This is a genomic window from Bradyrhizobium sp. USDA 3256, from assembly GCF_054058275.1.
The window spans coordinates 3,924,847-3,942,324 of sequence record NZ_JBSSAE010000002.1; the positions used below are offsets into that span (position 1 = coordinate 3,924,847).

16 protein-coding genes and 1 pseudogene are annotated in these 17,478 nt (G+C 65.3%); 4 read left to right on the plus strand and 13 right to left on the minus strand.

The features are described from left to right. Positions 1 to 12: 12 nt before the first annotated feature. The 4 genes from blaOXA to ACVWY5_RS20305 all read right to left on the minus strand — a co-directional run bounded on the left by blaOXA (position 13) and on the right by ACVWY5_RS20305 (position 3,652). Positions 13 to 825 carry a class D beta-lactamase gene (gene blaOXA, locus ACVWY5_RS20290; protein ID WP_028335489.1) on the minus strand — a complete coding sequence of 271 codons (813 nt, stop codon included), beginning with the start codon at positions 823 to 825 and terminating at the stop codon, positions 13 to 15. Between the two features lie 133 nt (positions 826 to 958). Further along, entirely contained in the window at positions 959 to 1,222 is a 264-nt protein-coding gene (locus tag ACVWY5_RS20295; protein WP_028335488.1) for an EscU/YscU/HrcU family type III secretion system export apparatus switch protein, read from the minus strand. After that, complete coding sequence (gene fliK / locus ACVWY5_RS20300) at positions 1,219 to 2,802, minus strand: flagellar hook-length control protein FliK (RefSeq protein WP_028335487.1); 1,584 nt, start codon at positions 2,800 to 2,802, stop codon at positions 1,219 to 1,221. Before fliK ends, ACVWY5_RS20295 begins: the two co-directional genes overlap by 4 nt. A gap of 64 nt (positions 2,803 to 2,866) precedes the next feature. After that, on the minus strand, positions 2,867 to 3,652 hold the full coding sequence (locus ACVWY5_RS20305) for an ATP12 family chaperone protein (RefSeq protein WP_028335486.1): 786 nt from the start codon (positions 3,650 to 3,652) through the stop codon (positions 2,867 to 2,869). A 70-nt stretch (positions 3,653 to 3,722) separates the two neighbouring features. Here ACVWY5_RS20305 and ACVWY5_RS20310 point away from each other — a divergent pair, with 70 nt between their 5' ends. Continuing rightward, entirely contained in the window at positions 3,723 to 4,178 is a 456-nt protein-coding gene (locus tag ACVWY5_RS20310) for a hypothetical protein (protein WP_038377669.1), read from the plus strand. Between the two features lie 103 nt (positions 4,179 to 4,281). Here ACVWY5_RS20310 and ACVWY5_RS20315 read toward each other — a convergent pair whose 3' ends face one another. Both ACVWY5_RS20315 and ACVWY5_RS20320 read right to left on the minus strand, forming a co-directional pair. Further along, positions 4,282 to 5,589: a metal-dependent hydrolase family protein gene (locus ACVWY5_RS20315; RefSeq protein WP_028352164.1), complete on the minus strand. Its 1,308-nt coding sequence runs from the start codon at positions 5,587 to 5,589 to the stop codon at positions 4,282 to 4,284. Between the two features lie 165 nt (positions 5,590 to 5,754). Then, a complete protein-coding gene (locus tag ACVWY5_RS20320; RefSeq protein WP_028335483.1) occupies positions 5,755 to 6,318 on the minus strand; it encodes an HdeD family acid-resistance protein in 564 nt (187 codons plus the stop codon). A gap of 202 nt (positions 6,319 to 6,520) precedes the next feature. Between ACVWY5_RS20320 and ACVWY5_RS20325 the strand changes: the two genes are divergently transcribed. After that, complete coding sequence (locus ACVWY5_RS20325) at positions 6,521 to 6,688, plus strand: hypothetical protein (protein ID WP_157348039.1); 168 nt, start codon at positions 6,521 to 6,523, stop codon at positions 6,686 to 6,688. Between the two features lie 52 nt (positions 6,689 to 6,740). Here ACVWY5_RS20325 and ACVWY5_RS20330 read toward each other — a convergent pair whose 3' ends face one another. Together ACVWY5_RS20330 and glsA are read right to left on the minus strand one after the other, a co-directional pair. Beyond that, positions 6,741 to 8,393, minus strand: coding sequence for an MFS transporter (locus ACVWY5_RS20330; RefSeq protein WP_028335481.1), 1,653 nt, complete (start codon positions 8,391 to 8,393; stop codon positions 6,741 to 6,743). Positions 8,394 to 8,463: 70 nt separating this feature from the next. Continuing rightward, on the minus strand, positions 8,464 to 9,462 hold the full coding sequence (glsA, locus tag ACVWY5_RS20335; protein WP_050384494.1) for a glutaminase A: 999 nt from the start codon (positions 9,460 to 9,462) through the stop codon (positions 8,464 to 8,466). 428 nt (positions 9,463 to 9,890) lie between these two features. Between glsA and ACVWY5_RS20340 the strand changes: the two genes are divergently transcribed. Beyond that, complete coding sequence (locus ACVWY5_RS20340; RefSeq protein WP_028335479.1) at positions 9,891 to 10,100, plus strand: hypothetical protein; 210 nt, start codon at positions 9,891 to 9,893, stop codon at positions 10,098 to 10,100. Between the two features lie 152 nt (positions 10,101 to 10,252). Here ACVWY5_RS20340 and ACVWY5_RS20345 read toward each other — a convergent pair whose 3' ends face one another. The 3 genes from ACVWY5_RS20345 to ACVWY5_RS20355 all read right to left on the minus strand — a co-directional run bounded on the left by ACVWY5_RS20345 (position 10,253) and on the right by ACVWY5_RS20355 (position 13,257). Continuing rightward, positions 10,253 to 10,555 carry a hypothetical protein gene (locus ACVWY5_RS20345; protein WP_028335478.1) on the minus strand — a complete coding sequence of 101 codons (303 nt, stop codon included), beginning with the start codon at positions 10,553 to 10,555 and terminating at the stop codon, positions 10,253 to 10,255. Positions 10,556 to 10,643: 88 nt separating this feature from the next. After that, entirely contained in the window at positions 10,644 to 11,858 is a 1,215-nt protein-coding gene (locus ACVWY5_RS20350) for an amidohydrolase family protein (protein ID WP_051376216.1), read from the minus strand. A gap of 115 nt (positions 11,859 to 11,973) precedes the next feature. Beyond that, entirely contained in the window at positions 11,974 to 13,257 is a 1,284-nt protein-coding gene (locus ACVWY5_RS20355; protein ID WP_028335476.1) for an RluA family pseudouridine synthase, read from the minus strand. A gap of 167 nt (positions 13,258 to 13,424) precedes the next feature. Here ACVWY5_RS20355 and ACVWY5_RS20360 point away from each other — a divergent pair, with 167 nt between their 5' ends. Then, the gene (locus tag ACVWY5_RS20360) at positions 13,425 to 14,342 is read left to right on the plus strand and encodes an alpha/beta hydrolase (RefSeq protein ID WP_321176898.1); all 918 of its coding nucleotides are present in this window, start codon (positions 13,425 to 13,427) and stop codon (positions 14,340 to 14,342) included. A 186-nt stretch (positions 14,343 to 14,528) separates the two neighbouring features. Here ACVWY5_RS20360 and ACVWY5_RS20365 read toward each other — a convergent pair whose 3' ends face one another. Next, the gene (locus ACVWY5_RS20365) at positions 14,529 to 15,863 is read right to left on the minus strand and encodes a replication-associated recombination protein A (RefSeq protein ID WP_028335474.1); all 1,335 of its coding nucleotides are present in this window, start codon (positions 15,861 to 15,863) and stop codon (positions 14,529 to 14,531) included. Further along, positions 15,860 to 17,219: pseudogene (locus tag ACVWY5_RS20370) on the minus strand (DegQ family serine endoprotease). Before ACVWY5_RS20370 ends, ACVWY5_RS20365 begins: the two are co-directional and overlap by 4 nt. Positions 17,220 to 17,478 lie beyond the last annotated feature (259 nt).

A 17,478-nucleotide genomic window follows, 5' to 3' on the forward strand; every position in this document is an offset into this window, starting at 1 on the left:
CAGGTCAGCTCGTCACAGCGCGACGATATCGGTGAGGCATTGCTGCGAGACGCTCATCCGCGCATCGATCTGCGCCTGCGTCTTGCAGTCCATGTTCATCGCGAACACGGTGATGTCGGTGCCCTTCTCGGCCCAGCCGACCAGCCAGCCGAGCGAGCCGTGCTCCTTGTCGGTCAAGCCGGTCTTGGCGCGAATGACGGCGGCGCCGACCTTCGTCACCGGGAGAATGTCGCACACCAGCTGCTGGCTGCGCTTGCCGACCGGCAGCACGCCGCGGCGCAGCCGGTCGAGGAAATCGATCTGCTGCACCGGATCGATCCGCAAATTACCGGTTACCCAGAACTGGTCGATGCCGCCGCCGATGTCGCGGTTGCCGTAGTCGATGATGTCGAGATATTTCTTCATCCGCTCCTCGCCGATGCGGCGGGCGATCTCCTGGAACACCGGACAGGCCGACACCGCGAGCGCGGAGCGCAGCGTGTGATCCTTGTTCCAGGCCTCGATGCTGCGGGTTGTGCCGTCCCACTTGAAGACGTCCTTGTCGGGATCCTGCACCACGCCGGTCTCGAGCGCGATCAGCGCGTTCGGAATCTTGAAGGTCGAGGCCGGCAATTTGCCCTCGCCCGAGCGGACCTTGTCGCTGGCGATGATCAGATAGTCCTCGACCTTGTAGCCGACGAAGGTGCCCTCGGTGCCGAGCTCGAAGAAGCGCTTTTGCAGCTCCTCGCGAAACTCGCTGCGCTGATAGGACACGTTGGCGAAGCTGCGCGACGGCAGGATCGCGGCGGCAGCAAGCAGACCGAGCGCATGACGGCGATGGATCACGACAAGTCCTGGGCAGGTTCGCGTTGACGACGATGGTGGATGCCATCGTGGTGAAAGGATGGCAAGAAGACTCACTTGTTTGTCGCGTTTTCTTCACGCGAACCGGTGCCCGCTTCGCTCGAAAACGCGATCGCTAGCGCGCCCGGCCCGACATCCGCAGCACGAAGACCAGCACCTCGGCGACGGCCTTGTAGAGCTCGGCCGGAATCTCGTCGCCGAGCTCGACATTGGAGAGCGCGCCGGCCAAGACCTCGTTCTCCTCGATCGGAATGTCGTTGGCCTTGGCGACCTCGATGATCTTGGCGCCGATCGCGCCCTTGCCTTTCGCCACCACGCGCGGCGCGCCGGCGTGGTCGTAATGCAGCGCGACCGCGAGCTGGTTGTTGGCCTCGCTCATGATGCGCGGTCCAGGAAATGGCCGGCGCGCGCGGGCGCAGGTTGCGGCGGGCTGCCGTCGCGGATCTCGATATCGCCGGGCGTGAGCTCGGCCCTGGTCAGCGCCTGGCTCAGCTCGGAGGCGCCGGCGCGCAGTTGCGCGGCGGTCGAGGGACGCTCGGCCCACATCCGCACCGAGGTGCGCTCGCCGTTCAGCGAGACCAGCGCGTGCACCGGCCCGGCGGGCTCGACGTCGAGCGTGAAGCGCGCGCGCCACACCCGCTTGGCGGCTTCGACCGCGCTGCCGCCGCCATCGCGGGAAATCTCGAACTGCGCCATCGCCGTGCCCTGCGGGGTCAGGAACGGGATCTCGAAATTCCAGCGCGGCAGCATGGCGTCGAGCTGCGGGCGCGTAGCGTCGCCGCGGTCCGGCAGCGAGGCGACCTGCAGCAGCGTCTGCCGCGCCAGCGCGGCGTCGGTGTTTTCCAGCAGGCGATGCGCGGCGGTCGCGAGCGGCGTGTTTGGGGCGATCGACGGCTCGGCGACGGCCTGCGCCGACGGCAGCGCGCCGTGAAATGGCGGCGGCGGTGTGTTGCCGCGTACGGACAACTCACCCGGCAGCATCTCCCTCGGCGCGGCGCCCTGCCGTGCGGGGTTGCCGAGTTCGTGCAGCGCTTCCTGAATGAGATTGAGCGCGCCGCCGGAGGACGGGCCGGCATCGAGCGCATCCGCGAGCGCGCCTGCGAGCCCTGTGGCGCCGCGGCTGACATCCTCGGCGACCGGCAGGCGGGCCTGCGGCAGCAGGATCTCCTGAACGTCGAGGTCTTGCGTGCCTGATGGCACGAGGCTCGGCGCCGTCGCGGCGCTGGCCAGCGCCGGTTGCTGGAGCGATGTGGTGGACGGCGGCCTGCCGGCATCACCGGCGCTGAGCGAGGTCAGCGCCTGGCGCAGCACGATCAGCGCGGCCTTCAGATCGGGCGCGCTGCCGCTCGCGGGCGTAATGCCCGCCGCCAGCATCGCCTCGAACAGCAGGCCGGACTTCTGCAAGCCGGCCTTGACCGCATCGCCGCTCAAATTCTCGTCGAGGCCGGTCTGCTGCGCCAGCACCTGCGCGATCGCGGCCTGCAGCTTCGGCGGCAGATTGGTGGGAGCGACCGCGGCAAGATTGGCGAACAGCGGCGCCTGGCTGCCCTGCACTGCCGCCGCAGTCTGCGCCGCCGCGGTGATGGTGACGCGCTCCAGCGGCGTCAATACAGGCTTCGGTGCCGTGGCGATCGGCTGGGCGGCAGCGGCAGCGTTGGCCGCTGCCGGCGACAGCCGTACGGCGTCGCCGGTGTCCGGGCCCGGCCCGACCAGCTGCAGGCGGATGCCGTCATTGGTCTGCGACACCGCAAGCTGCAGGTTCTGGCCCTGCTGCAGCGGCACTTCGGTCTGGACGTCGATCGACAGGCTCGCGATGGCGATCCGCACCAGATCGGCGGACAGCACCTTCAGCACCTGCGCATTGACGACGCTGCCGGCCTCCAGCGTGAGGTCCGGCGCAACGCTGTCCGCCTCCTTCGAGGCGAGCACCGGCAGCACGGGATTGATGGCGATTGCCATGTCGGAGGTCTCGGCCAGGCGCGAGGAACGAGCCGCAGGCTAGCCCGGCGCCGTAAACCCCTCGTTAACCGGCCGCCGGCGCCAGCTCCCTGAGCACGCCGGCGGCGGCCTTGAAATCGAGCTGGCGGGCGGCGCGGCGGGCGGCGACTTCCTCGTCGACGCCCCATTTCTCGATGTTCCAGTCCTCGTCGACATGGGCCGCGGCCCAGACCTGGTCCTCGTCGCGGATACCGTGCGCCAGCGCCAGCGCCAGCAGCGCCGAGCCGGTCAGCGTCGTCACCACATGGAGTGCCGCGACCGACCATGGGTCAGTCGGGAACGCCGCCCGCGCCGCCTTGATCGCAGGCTCGGGCTGGCCGACATGCATCACCCCCTCGGCCATCACGAAATGGGCGCCGAGCGCGTCGGCGGCCCAGAACAGGATCGGATCCCAGTGCTGGGCCTCGCGCGCCACCAGCGTCTCTGGATGGCCGGCGCGGTAGAACAAGAGGTCGCTGCCGAGGAACTTGGCCGCATCGTCGGCGACCTCGTCGACGCGATCAATCACCCCCTCGATCACGCTGTTGGCAAGGCGCGTCAGCGGCATGGTCATGGGATCGATGGTCTCGCCCTGCGCATTCCATTCCGCCGCCACCGCGTCCGCAATGGGCCGCGTGGGCACCGCGATCGGCTTGCCGGACGGAGAGCGGATCGGCTTGCCGTCGAGCGTGATCGAAAATTCGCCGTCGGCCTCGGCGACGCCGGCGCTGGTGTAGAACCGCTTGCGCTGGGGCGTGCGAATGTGGCGCCGCACCGCCTCCTGCGGATCGAACGGAGATTGTTCTGGGACATCGTCGAAAAGGTCGCGCATCGCGCCGGGTAGCTTTCGTTCAAAGGGATTTCCCTGCAAGATATGTCAGGGGCAACGGCAAATAAAGCTGATGGGACGCGGCAAATTCCTTGCGGGTTTTTCGCTGGTTGCGGCGGTTTTCGCCGCCGCCACGGCCTGTGCCGGGTTCCGTTCGCCGGAATCCCTGATCCGCAACGTCTACGCCTATTATGGGCGAGGCAGCGCCGAATATTCCAACGGCCTGCCGCGTGACGAGGAAACCGCTCGCCGATTCTTCGATCCCACCCTGCGCGGTGCCTGGACCGCGCTGCACGATGCGCCCTACGATTTTCTGGTGCAGAGCCCGACCTGGCGGCTCGGCCCGATCTCGATCGCAATCCCGCGCCGGCAGTTCGACAGGACCGACGTAACGGTGACATTCGACAATGAAGGCCGCGCCGTCACGCTCAACTTCATCGTCGTCAACGGTCCCGACGGCTGGGTGATTTCGGATGTCGAGAGCCCGCACGATTCCTTGCGGATGTTTCTGACGCAGTTTCGGCGGTAGGAGACTGCCCTTGCCGTTCCGGCGACCGCTGCTCCACCGGCCAAGGTCGGCAGCCATATCGGCTTTAACGCTGCCGCTTGGCCCGCCTTGTGATCATGTCCGCCTACCTGTTCCGGTCACCACCAAGAAGATTCTTGTAAACCTTCCCATCTTTCATGATGACCAGGAAGTTCTTCGCCGGATCTTCGATCAGCTTGATGTTGTCGATCGGATTGCCTTCGACCAGCAGAAGGTCGGCGAGCGCACCTTCCTCCACCACGCCCAGCTTGCCCGAATATGGATTGCGAAGCCCGGACAAAGCGAGCAATTCGGCATTCGTCGATGTCGCCATGATGAGCGCTTCAGCCGGCGTGTACCATCGCGTGAGGGCTGCCAGCATGGCGCCTTGCCGGTCAGCGAGCGCTTTCGAGAACAAGACGTCGGTACCGAAGGCCGTCTTCAACTTGTACTTCTTGGCAAAGCCGTAGACCCTGTCGGTGCCGGCAACGACCTGCCGCATCTTGTCCTGCTCCGCAGGTCCAAGAGCACTCGCGCCCGACAGATCGAGGAAGGGCTGGGTGCTCAGCCAAATTCCCTTCTCGGCCATCAGGCGGGCCGACGCGTCGTCCATCAAATGACCATGCTCGATGCATTTGACTCCCGCTGCGATCGATCGCTGGATCGCGACCGGCGTGTAGGCGTGTACGGCGACATAGGTACCCCAGTTCTCGGCAGCATCTACCGCGGCACGCAACTCCGGTTCAGTGAACGTGGACACATCGAGCGGACTGAACGGCGACGCCACGCCGCCGCCCGCCGTGAGCTTGACCTGTGTAGCCCCTTGCATGAGCTGCTCGCGCACGCGCACGCGAACTTCGTCCGGGCTGTCCGCGACCATGGCGCCGCCTATCCTCTCCATGCGGCTGAGCATGCCGCCGATCGTTCTGGGCAGATCGGACAGCTGCCGGAAGTCGCCATGGCCGCCGGTGATGGTGATCATGGCACCGGATGGGTAGATGCGGGGACCGGCGACGAGACCTTCGTCGATCGCGCGCTTGAGGGAAAAGGCCGGCCCGCCCATGTCGCGAATGGTGGTGAAGCCGCGCATGAGCGTGGCCGTTGCCTCGGCGGCCGCAAGAAGATTGGTGTAACCAACGTCGCTCGCCATCACGGCCGCCGGCGTCGGGCGTACCAGCAATGCATGCCAGTGCGCGTCGATCAGCCCGGGCATCAGCACCCGTCCGTCGCCGGCAATCAGCTGAGCCTCGGCCGCGATCGCCGCAGTCGAAATCTTCTCGATCTTGTTGTTCCGGATCAGCACATTGGACGGCCCGGACAGCGCGCCATTCCTGCCATCGAAAATTCGCACGTTCTGGAACAGCACGCCGCCATCCTGCTGGGCTTGCGCCGGCAGCAAGGCGACGAGGCTCATCACAATCGACGCAACCAGCGCCGAAACTCTGACGCCCTTCCGCAAACCTGACATGTCCACTCTCCCCCGATGGCGCATCGCGCGAGACCGTCACTGATCTCGCGTGGAGCCGACTTGATTTCAGACGATTAATGAGAGTTCTGCCGCTCCCTCACAATCGACGTCCTATTGAGCCGCTCTGGCGGCAGGCTGCAAAGCATAGCTCAGCCATCCGATGCCATGAGACAGCAGATCGATCCCCAGCAGCAGCCCGAGCACCCACAGCCCGGTTGCCGGAAATCCCGTCAGAATGACGAGGCCGGCCAGAACGCCAAACAGCCCGGATGCCAGCATGATCCAGCCGGACTGCTGCCAATGGCGGATGCCGATCAGCATACGCACAATCCCGGAGACTAAAAGCATGAGACCGAGGGCATAGGTCAGGAGCAGCGCGCTCGTCACCGGTTGGCTGAGCAGAACGATTCCGCAAGCAAGATAGAGCACCCCCAGCAGAAGCTGCCACACGAATCCGCCCCAGCCCTTGGTCCAGAAGGCGTGCAGGATTTCGAACCCGCCGGCAACGATGGCGGTCCAGCCGATAAAGATGGCGCTGATCACGGTGAAAAGCGCGACATCTCCCAGGACCAGAAGGCCCGCGGCGATCATGACGAGGCCCAGCAGAACGCAGACCCATAAAGGCGGGCCAGGCAGGCCGCGGAGCATCGTGGAACTGTTCTCATAGGTAGCCATGTCGTCCTCCTTGATCCCAGGCAGCCATGGACGGTCGCGGCAACCGGGCCACTCGAACTGCCGGAGCTTGTGCCTGCTCTCACCAGCGCCATCCACAACGGCGGCGACCTCTGTGCCACCAACAGACCCAGCGGCGCCGGCGATGCCGGCGGCGGCGCGGTGGCGGAGGACGCGGGCGCGGTGGTGGTCGGGCGACGACCATATGAAGCGGCCGCTCGGGATCATCCGTCTTCGTGACGAGGGCATCTTCAGGGACGAGTGGCAGCGCCTTGGCCGCCTGCGTCAGCAAGCCGGTTCCGAGACCAACGGCTGCAACGCCGCCGAGCATTCTCCGGAGCACGATGCGACGATCGAGTTCATCCATATTTGACACCCGTCCGTTCTTGCAGAGACCTTCTTGCCCGGCGGCGGCCAACATACGATCAGGCCGATCGCTCGCCCTCGCCGGTCGCTCCGTCGTCCGGTATCTCGCCCGGCCGATAATTCGGCAGCCGTCCTGCGGGAATGATCGCAAGCAGTGCGAGGCCGGCCATGATCAGCAATCCGATCTTCAAAGCGCGCAGGCGCGCTTCGGTATTGACCCGGACGGCTTCCTCGACCTGCTGCGGCGTACCGCTGGTGCCTTCGAGCACGCTGCGCAGCCGGTCATTGCTGACGAAGGTGATGTTGCCGAGATCAACCTGGCTCTGAAGCTCCTTGGTCAGCACCGGACTGGCCGCAATCCTGCCGAGCGCGATCGTGCTCAGAAGACCGACCAGAAGCGCTCCGGCGACAGCGGTGCCGACTGCAGCCGCCAGATTCTGTGTGGTTCCGCGCAACGACCCGACGTCCCCGGCCAATGCCTTGGGTGAGGCCGTGACCAGAACGTTGAACAGCAGCGTCACCAGCGAGCCCTGGCCGATACCGAACAGCACGAGGCCAAGGAGAACGGGAATCTCGCTCCAGTCGTTGCGCACGACGAACGCGAGCCACAGCAACGCGACAGTGCAGAGGCCAAAGCCGAAGCGTCCGATCCGGCGAGGCGTCAGTTTGTCGTAGAGATTGACGATCATCATCGCCGAGAGAAAAACGGTCAGATTGAAGGGCATCATCGCGATCGCCGTCGCAATTGGCGAACGTCCCTGCACAATCTGGATGTAGAGCGGGACCGTGAAGTTCAGCGCTGCCTCGAGCGCCACGACCGCGAACAGCGCGTAGACGGCGCACCTCTCCTCCGGTGAATCGATCACCTCCAACGCCAGCAAAGGCGTCCTCCCCGCGGCCTGCTGGCGATGGGTCCACATCAGGAATGCCTGCCCGAGCACAATGCCAAGCACGATCAGGACCGGTGCCGGCGAGACGCTCAGCAATTCGAATGGCGCGTTAGGGGTCGCCAGGATCACGCCCCAACTGTTCAGATTATTGAATCCGAAGCTGATGAAGATGATCGCGCTCGCGGCAAGAGCGACGCCGATCAGGTCGATCTGGACATCCGGGCGACCGCGGTCCGGCCGCAGGCGGAAACTCAGAGCGAAAGCGATCGCCGAGGCAACGATGAGAATTCCAAACGCGGGGCGCCAGCCGATATAGGTGCCAAGCAACCCGCCGACGACAAATGCCAGCACGCCGGCGGCAGCCCGCGCCGAGCCCAACGCGCCAAGGGCCGTCGCCTGCTGGCGTCCGCCATAATTCTCGGCAATCAGCGCGACGAGCGAGGGCACGATCACCGCGCCCGCGGCGCCGCAAAGCGCCTGAGCGGAAATCATGACGGAGGCCGTGGGGCTGAACGTCATCGCAATCTGCGCTATCAGGAAAAGCACGACCGCAGCACGAAATACCTGCACCGCCCCGAACCTTTGGGCGAGCTTGGCGCCAAGCATCACGAACCCGGCGACAAGCATCGAGTACGCCACGATTCCGGTCGCGACGGTGGTCGGCGGCACGCCGAAGCTGGCCACCATTCCCCCCATCGCAACCGGCAACGACGCGACGTTGAACGACATGATCATCTGACCGAACGCAATTGCGACCATGGGCACCCATGATGCGCGCTCCTCCTGATGAATGTCGCCGATCGAGATTGCTTGCGTTGCCATCGCGTCCTCCAACCTGCCCGACGTTGCGATCGATCGGGCCACAGCTCGACCGATCTTCAGTGCCTCTTGTTCACTCGTCCGGTTGGGACACGAACAGATCCATGCCCAGTCTTTGCGACAGGAACTTCGCGGCGAGCTGCCCTCGCACGCTGTTGCCGGCCGCATCCAGTGGCGGCCCGAAAGTGCCGAAACCACCCTTTCCCGGAGACACCGCGACGATGCCTCCACCAATGCCGCTTTTGCCGGGCAGGCCGATGTCGTACAGCCAATCCCCCGACGTTTCATACAGCCCCGCCGTAACCATGACGGCCAATGCATAGTGGCACACGGCCGCATCGACCACCCGCTGCCGGGTCACCGGATTCACGCCACCATCGGCGAGCGTCGCGCCCATCACGGCCAGATCCCTGGCGCTCACATTCAGCGAACACTGCCGGGTGTAGAGATCGGTCGCCTGCCTGGCGTCGCAGTAGATCCGGTCGTAGCTTTCCAGCAACCGCGCGATGCTTCGATTGCGAAAGTTGGTCTTGGATGCCGATGCGTAGACTTCCTCGTTGAGCGAAAGTTTGCGACCCGCGAAGCGCGACAAGCCGTCATGAATGAACCGCCATTGCTCGTCAGCGCTCGAGCCCGGCACGAGGCTTGTGGTCGCGATCGCGCCTGCGTTCACCATGGGGTTGGTGCGCCCGGCTCCATGCTCGATCGCCGCCAGTGAATTGAACGGCAGCCCGGTCGCGTTCGCGCCCAGTTTTGCACGAGCCTCTTCAGGGCCGATGGCCTCGCACACCAATGCGAATACGAATGGCTTCGATACACTCATGATCGAGAATTCGTATTCGATATCGCCCGCGCCGTAGACACGTCCGCTGGTACCGGCCACGCAGACGCCGAACAGTTCACTCGGCACCCTGGCCAGGGCCGGATAAACCTGCGAATTGGTCCCTTCGCTGTTCGACTTGAAGCGCTGATGCGCTTGAGACACGAGCTCCTGCACCATCTCGGGTTCGGGCAAGTGCCCGGTCGAGATGTAGGGCCGCTCCGCTTGTTCCGCGATCGAAGGCGGCCACATTGGCTGTCCTTCCGGATTTCGACCTTATTGCTTCAGGTCTTCTAGTCGGCAACCAGAAGTAGGCTCCCAAAAAACCACGGAGTCAACGATCCACCAGCACAGCCTTTGCAGTACTTGCGTTGGTCCAGACCACTTTACGACAAATGTGCTGAACGCATCGCGTGTCGCGGAATTGCAGCGCCGTTGCGCGATACGACTCTCGATTGAGTCATGCGACGTTTCGGCGCGGCTAGGTAAGCAAGATTGCCCAATCGCCCGCGGCGCAATTGAATCAAAAGCGAAGTCATCATGGCAGCAACGAGCGATTTCCATCATTGGCAGGCGAGAGTACGATCATCGTGTGCGGATGTGAGCCCGCCGCTTGTCCAAGCAACACCGGCCCGCGGCGACGGTGGAATGACCGCATCACTTACAGAGTGAGGTTGATCATGGTGGCGCGCGCAAGCGACGGACAGCTTCTGTTGGTAAAGAAGCTTGGTGGGCTTATTGCTATCGTTGTCGGCTGCTTGCTGACAGCGGTCGGTGTGACATTCGAATCGACAAGCACGATTGTCGTCGGTGTCCTGCTTCTTGTGCTCGGTGCGGCCCTGCTCACGCTCAAGATCATGAGACGAAATCAAAGCGGTCCGTTTGGATAGCCAGACAGATTCGCACCGTCGACAGCCTCGAACCGGATCGCCGCGCCTCCGCCGGTCGATGCCGCTTGTCTGTTCGACAACGTGCTCGCGCCGGCGCGACGACAATTCCGTCCGTGCGTCAACAAGGCTTGTCTAGCAGACCACGCCCTGCCCTAATCGCGGTGGTTGGCGCAGGATCGCGAATAGGCGGCACGCTCGGCCTGGTTCAGGCCCGCGGCGGCGGCCTCGTCGAGGCACCGGCTGACGCGGTCGCCAAACGAGCTGCGCGGCCGCGAACGCAGGCTCGGCTGCGTCGGCGCGTCCATCCTGGGGATAGCCGGCACCTCGATCCGCGGCGGCGGCGGGGGTTGGGGGACCGGCGGATCCCACGTCGAGCGGCCGGGCGCAAGGATTTGCGCGCTCGCCGCGCCCATGGCCCAGAGCAGAATGCCGGCAGCAATCAGGGATCGCTTCATAGCCTATATGTCGTGACGCCGCAGCAACGGTTCAAGTGAACGCACCATGCGTCAATACTGCCCCCGAGATGCGAGTTCCCCGCCCTCGTCACGGCTTCTGGTAGATCACGTGACCGGCACGGATGGTGCTGCTCACTTTCGAAAGATTGCCGACGTCGCCGAGCGGATCGCCGTCGAGCACCACGAGATCGGCGTCGAACCCCTGCTCCACCCGTCCCTTCTTCGCGGCCTTGAAGAACCGCGCCGGATTGGTCGTCAGCGAGGCCAGCACCTGCCGCCCCGACAACACGCGGTGCATCAACTGAAATTCCCGCGTGGTGTCGTACAGCGTGGTGAAACCGACATCGGTGCCGAACAGCACCGTGCCGCCATTTTCCGAAAATTGCTTGAGCTGGTTGACGGTCGAAGCCACCAAACGATTGGTGACGTTCGGATCGAGCACCACGGTGGTGAACAGCGACAGTGTGGGAACGAGCGCAGTCCCCTGTGCCTTGAACCGCACCAGCTGATCCGCGGTGTAGCCGGGTTCGCCGGGTGTGGTGTGCGCGAGCACATCGACGCCGGACTCGATCATCGTCTCGACACCGACCTTGTTCTGCGGATGCGCGAACACCGGTCTGCCCTGCGCATGCGCGACGTCGACGGCGGCCTTGGCGATTGCAGGGTCCATGTTGACGACGGGCTTGTCCCCCATGAACGCGCCGGTGAACAGCTTGATACCGTCCTCACCCATGCCGAGCCAATCGCGCGCCCATTGCGTGGCCTCCTCCGGCGTCGCGACTTCAGGAAGCTGCACTTCACGCGGGATGTAGACGGGGTGCCCGCCCTTCGGGAAGATGTTGCCGGCGAGCAGGATGCTGGGGCCGGCGACTTCGCCCGCGGCGATGCGCTTGCGCAGCGGCAACGTGTCGCTCGGATCGGAGCCGAGATCCCAGACCGTGGTAAAACCCCAGCGCGTCAGCATCTCCTGCATGTGCTGCGTCAGCGCCGCGGGCGGCGCAGCGCCGGCGTTGCGCCAGACTTTCTGCGTGAAATGGACATGGCTGTTCCAGAAGCCGGCGACGATGGTCTTACCGCTGCAATCGATCACGCGGGCGTCCGGCGGCGCCTGGATGTCGCCGGACTTGCCGACCGCGCTGATGACGCCGTCGGTCATCACGATCACCGCATCCGGCAGCGCTTCCGCATCGGCCGATGCGTAGAGCGTGCCGCCGCGGAGCACGATGGTCTCGGCCTGCGCCGTCGCCGAGGCGATAGCTGAGCCAATCAGGAAAAGCGTGACGCGCAGCCAGGTGCCGATCATGGAGAGTCTCCGTTGCAGGCCGGCAAAGGCCGGCGCGCGAAGATAGCCGCAAAGCGCGGAGCCGTTTGATCGTTGTTGCTGTCCGCGACGGATATTGGAGGCCGCGCCCCGCCCGTCACTCCTCGGGCGCGTTCTCGATCGGGTCGAAGCGGTCGGCCTCGAGCCCGAGCAGATTCCAGGATTGCAGCATGTGCGGCGGCAGCGGCGCGGTGGCATCGATCACGCCGCCGCGCGGGTGCGGAATCACGATACGGCGGGCGAGCAGATGCAGCCGGTTCTGCAAGCCGCCGGGCAGCTGCCAGTTCTCCTTGTTGAAGTATTTCGGATCACCGACGATGGCGTGATCGATATGCGCCATGTGGGCGCGCAATTGATGGGTGCGGCCGGTCACCGGCTTGAGCGACACCCAGGCGAGCTTGGTCGCCGAGGTCTCGACCACGGCATAATATGTCACGGCGTGGCTCGCGCCCTCGTCACCATGCTCGGCGATCCGCATGATGCTGTCCTCCTCGCTCTCCTCCTTGGCGAGATAAGTCGAGATGCGACCCTGCTTCGGCTTCGGCACGCCGGCGACCAGCGCCCAGTAGATCTTGCGCGCGGAGCGATGGCGGAATGCGCCGGTGAGATGCGTGGCAGCGAAACGCGTCTTGGCGACCAGAAGGCAGCCCGAGGTCTCGCGGTCGAGCCGGTGCACCAGCCGCGGCTTCTGCCCCTTGGCGTCGCGCATCACCTCGAGCATCTGGTCGACATGGCGCGTCATGCCGGAGCCGCCCTGCACGGCGAGACCGGCCGGCTTGTTCAGCACCAGCACGTCGTCGTCCTCGTACAGCGTCATGTCCTTCAGCGCCTGCAGCGTCTTCGCCTCGGCTTCGGAAAGCGTGCCGGCCGTCTTCGGCGTATCAAGCCGCAACGGCGGGATCCGCACGCTCTGGCCCTCCCCGAGCCGGTCCTTGGAATCGGCGCGCTTGCCGTTGACCCTGAGTTCGCCCTTCCGGACGATGCGCTGGATGTGGGAGAACGACAGGCCGGGAAAGCGTGCCTCGAGGAAACGGTCGACGCGCATGCCATTCTCATCGGCGGTGACGACAACAGTCTGAACCTTGGTCGGCAATGGCTGTTCGGCCGCGGCAGTCTTCGACATGGCGGGCTCAGCTCGCTCCTGCCGGTCGCGGCGCGGCTCGGCAAAGCGCGCCGGCTTTCCGGCCGCATGGTGTGCGAACGGACGGTCGCCGGACTTGCGCTCACCGAGCTTGCGATCGTCCGGCTTGCGGCCGCGCGGCGCCGATCCGCTCTTACCATGATCCTTGCCACGATCGCCGGCGCGGTCCCGGTCGCGGCCCTTGTCGCGCCCTTTGGCGCGGTCGCCCGGCGATGTGGTTCTCTTGATACGGCGGCTCATGGTGATTTTCGGCTCCAGACCTGCATTGTGCCTAGCGCAAATGCCACGAATCGTCACGGCGAAATCGGTGTGAATCCGATGCAAGATCGGCCATGTTCGGCCGCATACGGCAATCGACGGGGGGCCCTGGAATGCGACTGGCGATATCGGCTTTGGCGGCAGCCCTGATGCTCACGGACCCTGCGCTCGCCCAGCAAAGCCCGATGCCCGAAGCCGCGATGCCGGAAGATCTGGCCTGGAAGCTCTTGGAACTCGGCCGCGTCATCGACCCGCCCAAGACCGCTGCACTCTACGCGCCGCTGCAACAGAAGGGGCCCTATCAGGGCGTCAAGGTCGAGCGCGACCTCAAATACGGCCCCGCCGACCGGCATCTGCTCGACGTGTTCACGCCGGAGACGGCGGCGCCGGAACGGCCTGTGCTGATCTACATCCATGGCGGCGGCCTCATTGCGGGCAACAAGCGCGCGCCCGGCAGCCCGTTCTACGACAACATCATGCTGTGGGCGGTGAAGAACGGCTTCGTCGGCGTCAATGCCACCTATCGCCTGGCGCCGGCCTTTCCATGGCCGGCGGGCGCGGAGGACGTCGGTGCGATCGTGCAGTGGGTTGCGGAGAACATCGCCTCCCGCGGCGGCGAGCCCAGGCGCATCTTCCTGATGGGCCAGTCGGCCGGCGCGATCCATGTCGCGAGCTATGTCTCGCATCCAGAATTTCACAAGGTGAAGGGCGGCGGCCTTGCCGGCGCGATCATGGTGTCGGGCATCTATGATCTGACCGCCTCGCCGGCCGGCGATGCCGAGCTCGCCTATTACGGCTCCGACCCCTCGCGCTATGCCGAGCGCTCCTCGCTGCAAGGCCTAGTCGGAAGCCCGATCCCGTTCCTGATCACCGCAGCCGAGCTCGACCCGCCGCGCTTCGTCGAGCAGTTCGAGCTCATGAAGCAGGCCAGTTGCAAGCGGCCAAGCGGCTGCGCGCGCAGCTTCATGCTGCCGCAGCACAGCCACATGTCGGAGGTCTATGCGATCAACACGCCGGACACGCGGCTGACGGATGAGATCCTGGAATTCGCAAAGAGCGTCAAGTGACGCGCCAGAGCAATACGAAGTTATGGGCCGTTGCAGCGCGCGCTGCCAAAATAGCGAAAACAACCCCATGCAAAGCAGCCAGCGGCGGCCGGCGTTGCACCAAGCAACTTGACACGTCGGGCAACTCAGGGATACTCTTCTAATATTCCGAAATTATACAAGTGTTGCTCGCCCAAATCTCTTGCTCTAGCTCCCGCCCCGTTCCTTGCGCAGCCGCTGCCAGTAATCCAGCCGCTTGCGGATCTCGCGCTCGAAGCCGCGGTCGGGCGGATCGTAGAAGGTCTGGCGACCCAGCGCTTCCGGGAAATAGTCCTGGCCGGAGAACGCGTCGGGCGCGTCGTGATCATATTGATAGCCGGTGCCGTAACCCTCCGACTTCATCAGCTTGGTCGGCGAATTCAGAATGTGCTTCGGCGGCAGTAGCGAGCCGCCCTGCTTCGCGGTCTGCATCGCGGCGCCGAACGCGGTGTAGACCGCGTTCGATTTCGGCGCGGTGGCGAGATAGACCACGGCCTGCGCGATCGCGAGCTCACCTTCCGGCGAGCCGAGGAAGTCGTAGGCATCCTTGGCGGCGTTGCAGACCGCCAGCGCCTGCGGATCGGCAAGGCCGATGTCCTCGACCGCCATGCGCACCACGCGCCGCGCCAGGAACAGCGGATCCTCGCCGGCATCGAACATGCGCGCGAGATAGTACAGCGCCGCATCCGGATCGGAGCCGCGCACCGACTTGTGCAGCGCCGAGATCAGATTGTAATGGCCGTCGGCCGACTTGTCGTAGATCGGCGCGCGGCGCTGCAGGATGGCCTGCAACTGCTCGGCGTTGAACACCTCGCCCTTGCGGGCGGCGCGCCAGACCTCTTCGGCCAATGTCAGCGAGGCGCGGCCGTCGCCGTCGGCCATCCGCACCAGCGCGGCGCGCGCCTCGGCATCGAGTGGCAGCTGCTTGCCCTCGATCTTCTCGGCATTGGCGAACAGTTTCTCGATCGCCGCCGTATCGAGCGAGTGAAACACCAGCACGCGGGCGCGCGACAGCAACGCCGCGTTGAGCTCGAAGGACGGATTCTCCGTGGTGGCGCCGACCAGCACCACGGTGCCGTCCTCCATCACGGGCAGGAAGGAATCCTGCTGCGCGCGGTTGAAACGGTGCACCTCGTCGACGAACAGCAGCGTGCCCTTGCCGGTCTCGCGGCGGGCCCGCGCGGCATCGAACGCCTTCTTGAGATCGGCGACGCCGGAGAACACCGCGGAGATCTGCTCGAAATGCAGCTCGGTGGCGTCGGCCAGAAGCCGCGCCACGGTGGTCTTGCCGGTGCCGGGCGGTCCCCAGAACACCAGCGAGCCCAGCGTGCGCGTCTCCAGCATCCGCGTCAGCGCGCCGTCGGGGCCGAGGATGTGATCCTGGCCGACGACATCGGCCAGCGTGCGCGGACGCAGCCGGTCCGGCAGCGGGTGCGGCGCGTCCTGCTCCATCCCCGCCGCAGCGAAGAGATTGCTGGCTTCGTGCGGTCGCTTTGGGCTCATCCGCCGAGCGTCACGTTGATCTGCTGGCCGCCGCGCACCAGCGTGATGCGCCAGACCCGCGACCCCGTTTTCGAGGCCTTCTCGAGGTCGCTGGTCCGCGCAATCTTCTCGTTGTTGACCGCGAGAATGATGTCGCCCTTCTGGAAGCCGACATTAGCGGCGGTGCCGTCATCGGCCAGCTCGGTCACCACGACGCCCTCGGCGCCCGCGTCGAGATGCAGCTCATCGGCCAGCGCCGGCGAGATATTGGCGACCCTGGCGCCCTGGAACGGCGAGCGCGCGGTCAGCACGATCTCGTCGCGATTGGTGTCGGGCGCGGTCTCCAGCGGCACGGTAAGCTTCACCGGCTTGCCGGCGCGCTGCACCTCGATCTCCGCGTTGCCGCCGAGTGGACGGGTCGCGAAGCGGTAGTCGAACGCGTTGGGATCGTCGATCGGCGTGCCGTCGATCCCGATGATCAGGTCGGAGAGCTTGAGCCCGGCCTTCGCCGCCGGGCTGTTCGGCGCGACATTGGCGACCAGCGCGCCGCTCGGCAGCTTCAGTCCCAGCGTCTCCGCGATCTCAGGCGTGACCGCCTGCAGCCGCGCGCCGAGCCATGGCCGCTTCACCGCCTTGCCGCCGCTCTTGGCGGAGGCCACGACCACGCGCACCATGTTGGCGGGAATCGCAAAGCCGATGCCCTGCGAGCCGCCGGAGCGCGAGAAGATCGCGGTGTTGATGCCGGCGAGCCGGCCGGTCATGTCGACCAGCGCGCCCGCCCGAATTGCCGGGATTGATCGCCGCGTCGGTCTGAATGAAGAATTGATAATCCGTGATCCCGACTTGAGTGCGCGCCAGGGCCGAAATGATGCCGTGCGTCACGGTCTGGCCGACGCCGAATGGATTGCCGATCGCCAGCACGACGTCACCGACCTGCAGCTGGTCGGAGTTGGCGAAGTCGAGCGTTGCGAATTTTTCCTTGTTGGTGTTCTTCAGCCGCAGCACCGCAAGGTCGGTGCGGCTGTCCTTCAGCACGATCTCGGCCTCGTATTCGCGCTTGTCGGCGAGCGAGACCTTCACCTGGTCGGCGCCCTCGATCACGTGATTGTTTGTGACCACGAGGCCGGAGCCGTCGACCATCACGCCGGAGCCGAGCGAGCGCTGCATCTGCTCGGGCTGCTGTCCCGGCACGCCGAAGAAGCGGCGAAAAATCGGATCGTCCAGGAATGGATTGCGGTTCTGCACGGTCTTGGCGGCGTAGACATTGACCACCGCCGGCTGCACCCGCTGCACGATCGGCGCATAGGACAATTGCAGCTCGGCCTGCGAGGACGGCACGCGGCGATCCTGGGCCGCGGCTGCGGAAAGATTCCCCATGAAGGCCAACGTGCACAGAGCGGATACGGCAACAAAGCGGACAGGTCGGAGCATTCTCACCTCTCGTGGAAACGCCGGAATATAGGCGTGTTCGCCGGGCAATTGAAGGGCGCCCGGCCGGATAACTGGCCCCCCGCCGGACCGGTGCACAACCCGCGGCAGCCGCGTTGAAGCGCGCCGCCAAGCTTCTATGATGGCTGTCATCTCACTGCGCCGCTCCGCTTGTTGCCTGCGGACCACAAGCGGAACTGCGATGCCC